Below are 12,317 nucleotides of genomic sequence, written 5' to 3'. Positions count from 1 at the left end.
CGGGGGTCCGCTTGCAGGGCCCGTGGGCAGCCAATAGACCCAGAGGCAATCGCCTCTTCTCGTGAGACAGACCCGTGTCCAGCGTCCCGAACCGTCTCGACAATGCACGCGTGATCCGGGCGAAGCATGGGCCCGAGCTCGATGCCAGGAGCTGGCTCACCGAAGCCCCGCTCCGGATGCTAATGAACAATCTCGACCCGGATGTCGCCGAGCGTCCGGGCGAGCTCGTCGTCTATGGCGGCATCGGCCGGGCCGCGCGCGACTGGGCGAGCTTCGACCGCATCGTCGCGGCGCTGAAGCAGCTGGAATCCGACGAGACGCTGCTGGTCCAGTCGGGCAAGCCGGTCGGCGTGTTCCGCACGCACCCGGACGCACCGCGCGTGCTGATCGCGAACTCGAACCTCGTGCCGCACTGGGCCACCTGGGACCACTTCAACGAGCTCGATCGCAAGGGGCTCATGATGTACGGCCAGATGACGGCCGGCTCCTGGATCTACATCGGCAGCCAGGGCATCGTTCAGGGCACCTACGAGACCTTCGTCGAGATGGGCCGCCGACATTATGGCGGCAGCCTCGCCGGCCGCTGGATCCTGACCGCCGGGCTCGGCGGCATGGGCGGCGCGCAGCCGCTCGCCGCCACCATGGCCGGCGCCTCCTGCCTCGCGATCGAGTGCCAGGCGAGCCGCATCGAGATGCGGCTGCGGACCGGCTATGTCGACGTGCAGGCGCGCGACCTCGACGACGCGCTCGCCATCGTCGAGCGGAGCTGCGCGGCGAAGAAGCCGATCTCGGTCGCGCTCCTCGGCAACGCCGCCGAGATCCTGCCCGAGCTCGTCCGCCGCGGCGTGCGGCCGGATTGCGTCACCGACCAGACTTCGGCGCACGACCCGGTGAACGGCTACCTGCCGAAGGGCTGGACCCTCGCCCAATGGGAGGAGGCGCGCGAGCGCGATCCGTCCGGCGTCACCAAGGCCGCCAAGCGCTCAATGGCGGAGCATGTCCGCGCCATGCTCGACTTCCACCGCATGGGCGTGCCGACCGTCGATTACGGCAACAACATCCGCCAGATGGCGCTCGAGGAGGGCGTGGCGGATGCCTTCGACTTCCCGGGCTTCGTGCCGGCCTATATCCGCCCGCTCTTCTGCCGCGGAGTCGGGCCGTTCCGCTGGGCCGCGCTATCGGGCGATCCGGAAGACATCTACCGCACCGACCAGAAGGTGAAGGAGCTTATGCCCGGCGCCACGCACCTGCATAACTGGCTCGACATGGCCAAGGAGCGGATCAAGTTCCAGGGCCTGCCCGCCCGTATCTGCTGGGTGGGGCTCGGCGACCGTCACCGGCTCGGCCTCGCCTTCAACGAGATGGTGGCAAAAGGCGAGCTCAAGGCACCGATCGTGATCGGCCGCGACCACCTCGATTCCGGCTCGGTCGCCTCACCCAACCGCGAGACCGAAGCCATGAAGGACGGCTCGGACGCCGTCTCCGACTGGCCGCTGCTCAATGCGCTCCTGAACTGCGCGTCCGGCGCCACCTGGGTGTCCCTGCACCATGGCGGTGGTGTCGGGATGGGCTTCTCGCAGCATTCCGGCATGGTGATCGTCTGCGACGGCACGCCGGAGGCGGCGAGGCGGATCGAGCGCGTACTCTGGAACGATCCGGCGACCGGCGTCATGCGGCACGCCGATGCCGGCTATCAGGAGGCAGTGGACTGCGCCCGCGAGCACGGCCTCAACCTGCCGAGCCTCCAAGGCTGAGGCGGGAGATGCCGGTCGTCCTTCAGCCCGGGTCGGTGCCCCTCTCCGCCTGGCGCGACATCTATTTCGGCGCCGAGGTGCGGCTCGACGAGAGCTGCCGCGAGGCGGTCGAGGCCTCCGCTTCGGTGATCGCTGCGATCGTCGAGAAAGGCGAGCCTGTCTACGGCGTGAATACCGGGTTCGGGAAACTCGCCAGCGTCCGCATCGGCCGCGAGGACCTCGAAACCCTCCAGCGCAACATCGTGCTGTCCCATGCGGCAGGAATCGGCGAGCCGGTCGACGTCGACGCCACCCGGCTGATGCTCGCCCTCAAGGTCGCGAGCCTGGCCCAAGGCGCCTCGGGCATCCGCTGGGGCACGCTCTCCTATCTGACCCGCTGCCTCGAGACCGGCATCCTGCCGGTCATCCCTGCCCAGGGTTCCGTCGGCGCCTCGGGCGACCTCGCGCCGCTCGCCCACATGGTCGCGGCCCTGATGGGACATGGCGCGTTCTGGAGCGACGGGGCACAGGTGCCCGCAGCCGATGGCCTCGCGGCGCTGGGCCTGCAGCCGTTGCAACTCGGCGCGAAGGAGGGGCTTGCGCTCCTGAACGGCACCCAGTTCTCGACGGCGCTCGCCCTCGCGGGCCTGTTCCGGGCCGAGCGCGCCTTCCAGGCGGCGCTGGTCACGGGCGCGCTCGCGACTGACGCGGCGAGGGGCTCCGACACACCTTTCGATGCGCGGATCCAGGCCCTGCGCGGCCATCGCGGGCAGGCCGAGGTCGCGGCCGCCCTGCGGGAGCTGATGGCCGGGAGCGGGATCCGTGCGTCCCACCTCACCGGCGACGAGCGGATCCAGGACCCCTACTGCCTGCGCTGCCAGCCGCAGGTGATGGGCGCCTGCCTCGACCTGCTGCGCCAGGCCGCCGGCACGCTCGCCATCGAGGCGAACGGCGTCTCCGACAACCCGCTCGTCTTCCGGGAGACTGGCGAGGTGCTGTCGGGCGGGAATTTCCATGCGGAGCCCGTCGCCTTCGCGGCCGACATGATCGCGATGGCGTTATGCGAGATCGGCTCCCTCGCCGAGCGGCGGATCGCCATGCTGGTCGATCCGGTTCTGTCGGGCCTTCCGGCGTTTCTCACGCCAAGGCCTGGGCTGAATTCCGGCTTCATGATCCCGCAGGTCACGGCCGCCGCGCTCGTGTCCGAGAACAAGCAGAAGGCGTTCCCCGCGAGCGTCGATTCCATCCCGACCTCGGCCAACCAGGAGGACCACGTCTCCATGGCGGCGCATGGCGCGCGGCGGCTCCTCCCGATGGCCGAGAACGTGTCGCAGATCATCGCGATCGAGCTCCTCGCGGCCGCGCAGGGCTGCGATTTCCACGCCCCCCTCCCCTCGAGCGCGCCGCTCGAGGCGGCACGCGGGCTGCTGCGAAACGCGGTCCCCCACCTCGCGGACGACCGATACTTCGCCCCTGAGATCTCGAACTCGGCGAGCCTCGTCCGAAGCGGCGAACTCGCGGCTTCGACGGGCCTGTTGCTTCCGGCGATCGCCGGCGCGTAGCCGGCAAATCCCTACCAGCCGATCGCCCTTGGCAGCCAGGTCGAGATCTCGGGATAGGCGAAGCAGATCACGAGTGCGAGAAGCTGCAGCAGGATGAAGGGCACCACGCCCTTGTAGATGTCGAGCGTAGTGACCTCGGGTGGCGCGACGCCGCGCAGGTAGAACAGCGCCCAGCCGAAGGGTGGCGTCAGGAACGAGGTCTGCAGGACAACGGCGATCAGGGTCGCGACCCAGACCTGGTCGAGGTTCGCCGCCACGATCATCGGCAGGAACATCGGCACCACGATGTAGGAGATCTCGATCCACTCGATGAAGAAGCCGAGGACGAAGATCAGGGCGAGCATGAAGACGAGCCCGCCCGTCGCCCCGCCCGGCACCATCTGGAAGGCGTCGTGGACGAGTTGCTCCCCCTGCAGGCCGCGGAAGGCGAGCGCGAAGACCTGCGAACAGATCAGGACGAAGATCATCACGGCGACGATCCGGGCGGAGGTGTGGACCACGTCGACGAGCGTGCGCCAGGAGAGCCGGCCGGCCAGCGCCGCGACCAGGATGGAGCCGATCGCCCCCATCGAGGCCGCCTCGGTCGGGGCCGCGATCCCGCCGATGATCGAGCCCAGCACCGCGAGAACGAGCGCGATCGGCGGCAGGGCCACCTTGAAGACCTTGGCCATCAGCACGCGCCGCGGCAGCGCATTCCTCTCGTCGACCGGGATCGGCGGGACTTTGTCTGGCCAGATGATGCCGATCAGCAGCATCCACACGACGAAGATGCCCGACAGGAGCAGGCCGGGCAGCACGGCCGCAGCAAAAAGCGTGCCGACGGACTGCCCCATGATGTCGGCCAGTAGGATGATGATCGTCGAGGGCGGGATGAGCTGCCCGAGCGTGCCGGAGGCGCAGATCGTGCCGCAGGCGAGGCTCTTGTCGTAGCCGCGCCGGAGCAGCGTCGGCAGCGTCAGCAGCCCGAGCGTGACGATCGTGGCGCCGACGATGCCGGTCGTCGCACCCATGAGCACGCCGACGAGGATGATGCCGATCCCCATGCCGCCGCGCAGGTTGCCGGAGACGTGGCCGATCACCTCCATCAGCTCGTCGGCAATGCGCGACTTCTCCAGCATCACGCCCATGAACACGAAGAGCGGGATCGCGATCAGCGTGTAGTTGGCCGTCACGCCATAGATGCGCGCCGGCAGGAGGTTGAACAGAAGCGAGCCGAACCCGATCCAGCCGAAGACGAAGCCCGAGATGGCGAGCGTCAGCGCGACCGGGACCCCGACCGCGAGCAGGATGAAGAACGAGGCGATGCAGGCGAGGGCCAGGATCTCGTTAAGGGGCATTGATCGTGACCGTCGACGGCACGTCCCGATGCGGACCGCCAGTGAAGGGGATGAGCGCGCGGAAGGTCGCGGCGAGGCTCTGGATGCCGAGGAGGACGAAGGCGGCCGGAATGAGCGCCTTGAGGATCCATCGATGCGGCAGGCCGCCGGGATCGGGCGAGCCCTCCCCGATGCGGTAGGACTGCATCACGTAGGGCCAGGACAGCCGGACCAGGATGATGCAGAGCGCCACCGCCATGATGGCCGAGAAGAGGCCAATGGCCTCCTGGACCCGCCGCGGGAGGCGGCCGTACAGGATGTCGACCTGGACGTGCCCCTCATGCTTGATCGCGTAGGCGATGCAGAGCAGCGACAATGGCGCCATCAGGTGCCATTCGAGCTCCTGCATGGCGACTGATCCGGTGCGGAACACGTACCGGATGATGACGTTCGCGGCCATGACGAGGACCAGCGCGAGGCCGGTCCAGGACGCGATCCGGCCCGAGGCCTCGACGATCGTGTCGAGGCCCCTGGCCCACCTCTCGAGGCGGTGGGGCATGAAGATCAGGCGCGGATCTGGTTCTGGAAGACGGCTTCGGACACGCCGGCCCAGGAATCGTGCTTCGCCTTGAAGGCCGTGAAGCTGTCGTAGACCTTCTTGATCTTCGCATCCTTGGCGAGATCGTCGAGCACGGTCTTGGTGACCGTCTTCAGCTTCTCGATCACGGGCTGCGGCAGAGGTCCGGCGATGACGCCCTGCTTCTTCAGGTCGTCCAGCGCCTCCGCGTTGGTCGCCTCGCACCAGGTGTGGCTGATCGTGTTGCAGGCCGCGGCCGCCGTGCGGACGATCTGCTTGAGGTCCTCCGGCAGCGAGTCCCAGGCCGCCTTGTTGACCACCAGCTCGGTGACGTTGTTCGGCTCGTGCCAGCCCGTCGTGTAGTAGTACTTCGCCGCCTTCTGCAGCCCGAGCCGCCGGTCCTGGTAGGGGCCGACGAACTCCGCCGCATCGATGACGCCGCGCTCCAGCGCCGGGAAGATCTCGCCTCCCGGGAGCAGCTTCACGTCGACGCCGAGCTGCGCATAGACCTTCCCGGCAAGGCCAGGGATCCGCATCTTGAGGCCCTGGAAGTCCTCGACCTTCTCGATCGGCTTCCTGAACCAGCCCGTCATCTGCACGCCGGTATTGCCCATCGGCATCGGCACGAGGTTGAACGGCGCGTAGAGCTCCTCCCAGAGTTGCAGGCCGCCGCCATGCATGATCCAGGCGGTCTGCCCCTGGAAGTTCAGACCGAACGGCACAGTGGTGAAGAATTGTGCAGCCGGGACCTTGCCGGCCCAGAAGTAGCTGTTGGCTGCATTCATCTCGACAGTGCCGGCCGAGACCGCGTCGAAACCTTCGAGCGCCGGGATTAATTCACCCGCCGCGAAATGCTGGATGGTGAGGCGGCCACCGGACATCGCCTTGACCATGGCGCAGAAATCCGTCGGGCTGCCCGGCCCCGTCACATAGAACGGGGAGCCCGGCCCGTAGGCGTTCGTCATTTTCCAGTTGAAGGATTTCTGGGCGCGCGCGACGTGCGGCATGGCGATTGCGGCGCCGGCGCCCGCGACAGCGCCGGTGATCAGGTTACGTCTCAGCATCAGGAGACCTCATCCGGGGGTGTGCGCGTGCCGACACCCAGGACGGGGCGGCACCGTCGCACACAGAGCGGCGCGACGAGCCTCCTCCAGCAAGGTCCATGCCTGATTGTCGCACGGCAGCGCGCAGCCGCAAGGCCACGCGACCCGCGCGCCGCCGTCAGGGCAGCGGCGGATGTTCTCCTTCAGGCTCCTTCTGCGCAGGCGCGCCCGAGACCGAGCGGCTCGCCACCACGATGCGGTTCCCCTCGCCGCCGAGCGCCACCCAGGCAGGGCCGTCTGCCCCCTCCCGCTTCACGAACTCGTAGCCGGTCTCGTGCCAGGGCAGGATGGTATCGACCTCGTTGTCGAGGATGAGGTCGCCGCGGTCGGTCCGCACGGTGAGCACGGCGTGGCCGGCATCGCGTTTGTCGATCACCACCGTCATGCGCATCGCGCGCCGGGGAAGCCCTGCCTCGGCCAGGAGCTTGCGCTTTAGGAGCTGGATGTCCTCGCAATCGCCCTTGCCGTCGTCCGGGTAGTCCCAGCGATCGTTGACGCCCCAATGCTCCAGGTCCGTGACCTGGATGATCGTCTGGTTGACCGTCAGGTTGACCCGCTTCAGCAGGTCCCAGGATTCCGGCGTCAACGCGATGACGGCCGGCTCGGCAACATCAACCTGGCATTCGGCCGGGAGCCTGAGGCAGAACTCCTTCCATGCCGTCGTGGGGTGATTGTCCTCGCCGCCCACCGGCAGGACCGGTGCAGATGGCAGAGCCGCGATCGACTCCGCCCGCCCCTGCGGCGCCGCAAAGGCCGCCGCCAGCCACAATGCTGCGGATGCGGCCCAGGCAAGCCTGGCCGCGGTATTAGCCCCCATCGTCGTGCCCATTTTGTTGTTCGAGCACGCAGAAGCAGGCTTGAGGCCACAGGCCCTGCGCCGCATCCGCGCACCCACCGAGGCTGAAGCCTCGTTGGTTAACGAGCCGTTATCGCAGGGTCGCCGTCCGGCGGTCGAGCAGCACTTTGCCGCGCATCACTCCTCGGCGGCGCCTCGCGTGCATCTTCCGCCCCCTCCCCCGCGTCAGGGAACGTAGAGGGAGCGAATGCGCGCGTCGGTGAGCTGGCGCACGGCGGGAATGCCGCGGCGTCAGGCGGCAGGAGACGGGAACGGGTCCTCCACCCGCTCCGGCAGCGGCACCTCGAAGGCGTTGATGGTCATCGAGATCAGGCCGTAATAGCCGAGCACCCCGACGAGATCGACGACGCCCCGCTGGCCGAGAGCGTCCATCGCGAGTTGGAACGTGCCGTCGGACACGCGGCGCGTCCGCAACAATTCGCAGGAAAACGCGTAGACGGCCCGCTCGTCGACGGCCGTGAGGTTCGGCTCGCCTCCGGTCCGTATCGCCTCGACGGCGTCGGGGTCGATCCCCGCCCGCATGGCGATCGGGGCGTGGACGGCCCATTCGAAGCCGGCCTGCCAATGCGCGCCGGTGACAATGATGGCGAGTTCGGACAGGCGCTGCGGAAGGCTGGTGCCGTAGCGGCAGAACGCGCCGAGCTCCTGAGCCTTCTCGGCGAGGCCGGGGCTGTTCACCCATACCCGCAGCGGCCCCTGCACGACGCCGCGGGGGCCCGACAGGATGGCGTCGTAGACGCGGCGCTGCTCGGAATCGAGCGTGTCCGGGTCGATGTCTGGAATGCGAGCCATCGTGCGGTGTCAGTCCTCGAGCGGTGTGTGCGTGCCATAGCGACCGCCTGCGAAGATCAGCGGCTCGCCTTCCCGGTAATGGGCCTGGATCACCCGGCCGATGAAGATCATATGATCGCCGCCCTCGATCATGCTTTCCGTGCGGCACTCGAAGATGGCCAGGCTGCCATCCAGCATGGGGCAGCCGCCGATCCCCTCCGAGAAGGCGACATCCTCGAACTTGTCGTGGCGCGGCGTGGCGAAGTGCTGCGAGGTCGTGCTCTGCTCGGAGGAAAGGACGTTGACCACGAACGCGCCCGAGCTCTTGAACGAGGGCAGCGAGGGCGAGGCGAGGCGCAGGCTCCACAGCACGAGCGGCGGATCGAGCGAGACGGCGGAGAACGAGTTCGCCGTCAGGCCCTCGCATTTCCCGTCCGGGGCGCGCGTCGTGATGACCGTGACGCCGGTCGCGAACCGGCCCAGCGCCTGCCGAAGCAGCTTCGGGTCCGTCGCCTCGCGGTCGAGCGGAAGGGACAGCATCGTCATCGCCAATGCCTAGCCGGTCGCGATCCGGAGGGAAACCGGCTCCCGCGGCACCGGGGCGGAGACGCTACGAAGCGCGACGGAAGGCCACCACCGTCATGTCGTCCCGCGCCTTCTCCGCGCCCCGGTAACGCGCGAGATCGTCCTTCAGCGCCGTCATCTGGTCGACAACGGGGAGTTCGCGATGCCGGACGAGGATCTCGCCCAATCCCGCGTGGCCGAGGAGCCTCCTTTGGCCTGGGGACGGGCTGCCCATCTGGTCGGATACGCCATCCGTCATCAGGAAGAAGGTGGTGCCGGCATTCGCCGGTATCCTCACCTCCTCGAGATTGAGGGCTTCGGCGCGACGTGAGGCGAAGCCGAGGCCGCGCTTGGCGCCCCGGATGCGGTGGGCCGCCCCGCCCTCGCTGTAGGTCAGAGACAGGCCGGCACCGGCGAAGACCACCTCCCCCGCGGCGCGATCCCACACGCAGATCCCGCATTCGACGCCGTCATCGGAGGTGGCACATCGCCCATCCTGGCGCAGCCGCGTGCGCACGCGGCCGTCCAGCGCGGCCAGAATCTCGGCCGGCCCGTAAAGCTTCTCCACGTGCAGGATATGCTCCAGGGCGGTCGCCACGATCAGGCTGAGGAAGGCGCCCGGGATGCCATGGCCCGTGCAATCGGCCACGATGATGATCGAGCGCCCTTCGACCTCCTCCATCCAGTAATAGTCGCCGCCGACCATCTGGAGCGGCTCCCACAGGACGGCGACCTCGAGGCCGCTGCCGGCGAGCGCGCCCGCCTCGGGCAGGGTCGCGCCCTGGATCCGGCGCGCATAGCCCAGGCTTTCCATGACGAGCCGGTTGGCCTGCTCGAGCTTGCCGTGGGTCTCTTCCAGCCGCGCCAGCAGTTGCTTGGCCTCGTCGCCGGATTGCAAGCCGTCGACCATCCGGTTGAAGGCGAGGCAGACGGAGTCGATCTCGTTCGAGGGGCGATGCCGTCCTGACAGTTCGACGTGGGTCCAGCTCTTCCGCTCGACCTCGCGCATCGCGGCGAGGAGCCGCTGGAGCGGACCGAGCACGTGGCGCCGGACATTGAGCTGGAGCGTCACCACGAAGGCGAGCATGAGGATGAGGATCGCCGCCATCGCGAGAAGCGCCTGGTGCTGGGCGAAGCCGCGGAAATCCTCGCCCAGGACGAAGAGCGTGAGGCTGCCCTCCGGCGCCGCCTGCCCCTCAGGCGCGATCGGGGCCGCGACCGTGATCATGCCCCAGGCCTTGGGACTGACCTCTTCGCCCTGAGCCGCGATCACTCGCCCGGCGCCGTCGCGCAGGACGGCGCGCCGAACATCCGGCGCGGCCATCACGGCCCGCAACGCCCGCAGGCTGGAAGGGTCCGACATCCATCCGGGCCGCGCGATCGTGTCCGCCGTGACCCGGGCCAGGCTCGCGGCCTGGTTGGTGCGGATGCGGACCGTGTCCTCGTAATTGATGAAGGCGATCGCGCATTGGGTGATCAGGAGCACGAGCCCGATCACCGGGTAGATGCGCAGGAACAGCGTATGGGCGAGGCTGTCGAGGTCCCGCCCCTGGGCGGCGCCCCGCAGGGCGCCGGGGTTCATGGCTGCCGCGGCCGTGGGCAGCGTGCCGATACCGCCGGAGCCACCCTCGAAGGCGGCGGGCCCGGCACCGCGGAGAGAAGCCACCCGCTCCGGGCGAGACGCCTCGCCCTCCGCAGCAGCGCTCACGCGGCGGCGCTCCCCATGCGGTCCGGCGCAAAGACCTGGACGCGGTTCCGCCCGGAATGCTTGGCGCGATAGAGCGCCTTGTCGGCGCGGGTCATGGCGTCCTCGAGGGTATCGCCGGCGCAACCCTGGGCGAGGCCGATGCTGGCCGAGAGCGAGACGCGGCCGCGATCCGAGCTGAGATCGATCGCAGCCACGACCCGCCGGATGTCTTCCGCGATCCGGCACGCCTCGGCGACGCCCGTCTCCGGCAGGACGATGCAGAATTCCTCCCCGCCGATCCGGCCTATCAGGTCCCGTGGGCGAAGCTGCGCCTTACAGGCGAGCGCGAAGCCTACGAGTGCCCTGTCGCCGGCCGCATGGCCGTGCGCATCGTTGATGACCTTGAAGCGGTCGAGGTCGACCATCAGGAGGCAGGCCGGCAGCCGAGAGCCCGCTTGGCGGCCCCACTCGGCCTCGGCGAGTTCGAGGAAGCGGCGGCGCGACAGCGTGTCGGTCAGCGTATCGGTCTCCACGAGGCGGCGCAGTTCGGCCTCGAGCGCGACGCGGTGGGCGATCTCAGCCGAGAGCGTCTCGTTGAGCTCTTGGAGCTCGCGCGCCTGTTCCTCCAGCCGCTGCACGGCGTTGTGCAGGTCGAGCTGCATGCGGTCGCTGATGCGCACGAGCCGGCGCTGCTCGCGGTAGCTGCGCCGATAGGCATGCGCGAGGTCCTGCACGCCGCCCGCGACCTCGGCGAGGCGGCTCAGCATCACCTCGGACTTCTCGAGGACGGCCTCCTCGGTCGCGTAGAGGCTGAAGGAGGGCGTGGCGACGGGCTCGCCGTCCGGGTTGTTGCTGCGGCTCACCTGCGCGCCTCCGCGACGAGCTCGAAACGGGCATGCTGGAAGTCGGCCGCGAAATCCTCGCCGGCTTCCTCGATGGTGTCGTCGTCCGCCGCATAGCGCCAGCGGATCGTCACGGACGCGCCCGCCTCCGCCGCGTCCTCGAGCAGCATGAACATGTTCATCAGGGCCTTGGCGCTGGAGCTGTTGAAGTAGCTGAGCGCGAGCTCGAAGGTCAGGGGCCGGTCAGGGGAGGCCGCGACGTGGCCCGCGATCGCCTCGTGCAGCGGCCCGAAGAAGGCCGCCGCGTCCTCCGGGTAGCTCTCGCCGGAGAGGAGCAGGCTGCCCTGCGCGAAGTCGAACTGGACTTCCGGCGTCCGTTCGGTCGCCGCGATGGAGATGGGCTCCATGTCTCTCGTCCGTCCTCAGATATAGGCCTTGAGGCAGAAGAAGCTGCGCTCCCGCCCGACCTCGCGGAAATCGAACTCGACGGGTGCGGTCGAGCGGCGGGCGATCTCGATGAGGCCGATGCTGCCCCCGAGGGATCCCTCGTCGGCCGGCTGCCGGATCTTCTCCCGGTAGTAGGCCTTGAGCTCCTCCGGGCTCATCCCGGCGATGCGCGAGAGCCGATCGCGCAGGGGCTCGACCTGATCCCGCGGCACCTCGTTCCCGCAGGCGACGAAGAACCGGTCGTTCTCCATGCCCACGACGAGCATGCCGTTGCTTACCACGCGAGGCTTGGCGTCCGGGCTGCTCACCTTGTCGGCCGAGTAGCGGATGATGTTCTGGGCCTGTTCGACGAAGATGGAGAAGACGCGCTTGGCCACGGAGGCATCGGTGTCTCCCTCGACCATCCGGCGCTTCAGCACCTCGCCGAGGGAGAAGAGGACGTTCTCCGACACGTCCCCGCTGAAGGACAGAAGCACCCCGCTCTGTCGCGAGATCTGGTGGAACGAGGTGAAGTCCTGGACGTTCACGGGCCTCTCCAGCCTGCATGGGCCGCGCGTTCTCCGGACCCGCCTCTCTGCCTAGCACCTGAGAGTTACCAGCCGCTTGCCGCGCTGCAGCGTGGTTTCGCCGTCCTCGCGCGGCCCCCCTCCCCCCCCCCGGCGGGCACGGGGCGGTCGGGAAAAAAGTTGGAGCCCCCGGAAAAAGGCGCTTGCAAACGCCGAAAAGGCAGGTATATCAACATCCATCGACGGCGGCGCTGACACGGCGCTTCCGCCGGAGAGCTTCCTCGGATTTCTGGGTGACCTACCCGGCTTCGGTCGGATGGGGAACTTGTTGTCCGCGGTGTTCTGGTTTTTTC

The 12,317-nt window shown here is 68.6% G+C and carries 12 protein-coding genes; 2 read left to right on the top strand and 10 right to left on the bottom strand.

The genetic code is table 11. From position 1 onward, the window contains the following. Positions 1-74 precede the first annotated feature (74 nt). Together hutU and hutH are read left to right on the top strand one after the other, a co-directional pair. Positions 75-1,754, top strand: coding sequence for a urocanate hydratase (gene hutU / locus ACO2SS_RS06625; protein WP_423276826.1), 1,680 nt, complete (start codon positions 75-77; stop codon positions 1,752-1,754). 8 nt (positions 1,755-1,762) lie between these two features. After that, a complete protein-coding gene (gene hutH / locus ACO2SS_RS06620) occupies positions 1,763-3,295 on the top strand; it encodes a histidine ammonia-lyase (RefSeq protein WP_423276825.1) in 1,533 nt (510 codons plus the stop codon). Between the two features lie 11 nt (positions 3,296-3,306). On the opposite strand, the gene ACO2SS_RS06615 is transcribed toward hutH, so the two are convergent. The 10 genes from ACO2SS_RS06615 to ACO2SS_RS06570 all read right to left on the bottom strand — a co-directional run bounded on the left by ACO2SS_RS06615 (position 3,307) and on the right by ACO2SS_RS06570 (position 11,985). Beyond that, complete coding sequence (locus ACO2SS_RS06615) at positions 3,307-4,632, bottom strand: TRAP transporter large permease (protein ID WP_423276824.1); 1,326 nt, start codon at positions 4,630-4,632, stop codon at positions 3,307-3,309. Continuing rightward, positions 4,622-5,170, bottom strand: a complete 549-nt coding sequence (locus ACO2SS_RS06610) for a TRAP transporter small permease subunit (RefSeq protein ID WP_423276823.1) — start codon at positions 5,168-5,170, stop codon at positions 4,622-4,624. Before ACO2SS_RS06610 ends, ACO2SS_RS06615 begins: the two co-directional genes overlap by 11 nt. Before the next feature lie 5 nt (positions 5,171-5,175). After that, complete coding sequence (locus tag ACO2SS_RS06605) at positions 5,176-6,252, bottom strand: TRAP transporter substrate-binding protein (RefSeq protein ID WP_423276822.1); 1,077 nt, start codon at positions 6,250-6,252, stop codon at positions 5,176-5,178. Positions 6,253-6,409: 157 nt separating this feature from the next. After that, a complete protein-coding gene (locus ACO2SS_RS06600) occupies positions 6,410-7,108 on the bottom strand; it encodes a transglutaminase-like cysteine peptidase (protein WP_423276821.1) in 699 nt (232 codons plus the stop codon). 270 nt (positions 7,109-7,378) lie between these two features. Then, positions 7,379-7,939, bottom strand: a complete 561-nt coding sequence (locus ACO2SS_RS06595) for a carboxymuconolactone decarboxylase family protein (protein WP_423276820.1) — start codon at positions 7,937-7,939, stop codon at positions 7,379-7,381. Positions 7,940-7,948: 9 nt separating this feature from the next. After that, entirely contained in the window at positions 7,949-8,458 is a 510-nt protein-coding gene (locus ACO2SS_RS06590) for a flavin reductase family protein (RefSeq protein ID WP_423276819.1), read from the bottom strand. A 70-nt stretch (positions 8,459-8,528) separates the two neighbouring features. Beyond that, a complete protein-coding gene (locus ACO2SS_RS06585) occupies positions 8,529-10,190 on the bottom strand; it encodes a SpoIIE family protein phosphatase (protein ID WP_423276818.1) in 1,662 nt (553 codons plus the stop codon). Then, positions 10,187-11,032 (bottom strand): GGDEF domain-containing protein, encoded by an 846-nt coding sequence (locus ACO2SS_RS06580; protein ID WP_423276817.1) that lies wholly within the window; start codon positions 11,030-11,032, stop codon positions 10,187-10,189. The genes ACO2SS_RS06585 and ACO2SS_RS06580 overlap by 4 nt, the downstream gene beginning before the upstream one ends. Further along, positions 11,029-11,418, bottom strand: coding sequence for a DUF1987 domain-containing protein (locus ACO2SS_RS06575; protein ID WP_423276816.1), 390 nt, complete (start codon positions 11,416-11,418; stop codon positions 11,029-11,031). The genes ACO2SS_RS06580 and ACO2SS_RS06575 overlap by 4 nt, the downstream gene beginning before the upstream one ends. A gap of 15 nt (positions 11,419-11,433) precedes the next feature. Then, positions 11,434-11,985: a SiaB family protein kinase gene (locus ACO2SS_RS06570; protein WP_423276815.1), complete on the bottom strand. Its 552-nt coding sequence runs from the start codon at positions 11,983-11,985 to the stop codon at positions 11,434-11,436. Positions 11,986-12,317 lie beyond the last annotated feature (332 nt).

It is taken from the genome of Enterovirga sp. CN4-39 (assembly GCF_049446235.1).
Classification (GTDB): Bacteria; Pseudomonadota; Alphaproteobacteria; order Rhizobiales; family Beijerinckiaceae; genus Enterovirga.
This window is presented reverse-complemented; position numbering and strand designations above follow the sequence as displayed.

What these genes read in the sequence shown, in the direction of transcription:
- hutH (WP_423276825.1), top strand. Translation starts at nt 1,763, where the DNA reads ATGCCGGTCGTCCTTCAGCCCGGGTCGGTGCCCCTCTCCGCCTGGCGC.
- ACO2SS_RS06615 (WP_423276824.1), bottom strand. Translation starts at nt 4,632, where the DNA reads ATGCCCCTTAACGAGATCCTGGCCCTCGCCTGCATCGCCTCGTTCTTC.
- ACO2SS_RS06610 (WP_423276823.1), bottom strand. Translation starts at nt 5,170, where the DNA reads ATGCCCCACCGCCTCGAGAGGTGGGCCAGGGGCCTCGACACGATCGTC.
- ACO2SS_RS06605 (WP_423276822.1), bottom strand. Translation starts at nt 6,252, where the DNA reads ATGCTGAGACGTAACCTGATCACCGGCGCTGTCGCGGGCGCCGGCGCC.
- ACO2SS_RS06600 (WP_423276821.1), bottom strand. Translation starts at nt 7,108, where the DNA reads ATGGGGGCTAATACCGCGGCCAGGCTTGCCTGGGCCGCATCCGCAGCA.
- ACO2SS_RS06595 (WP_423276820.1), bottom strand. Translation starts at nt 7,939, where the DNA reads ATGGCTCGCATTCCAGACATCGACCCGGACACGCTCGATTCCGAGCAG.
- ACO2SS_RS06590 (WP_423276819.1), bottom strand. Translation starts at nt 8,458, where the DNA reads ATGCTGTCCCTTCCGCTCGACCGCGAGGCGACGGACCCGAAGCTGCTT.
- ACO2SS_RS06575 (WP_423276816.1), bottom strand. Translation starts at nt 11,418, where the DNA reads ATGGAGCCCATCTCCATCGCGGCGACCGAACGGACGCCGGAAGTCCAG.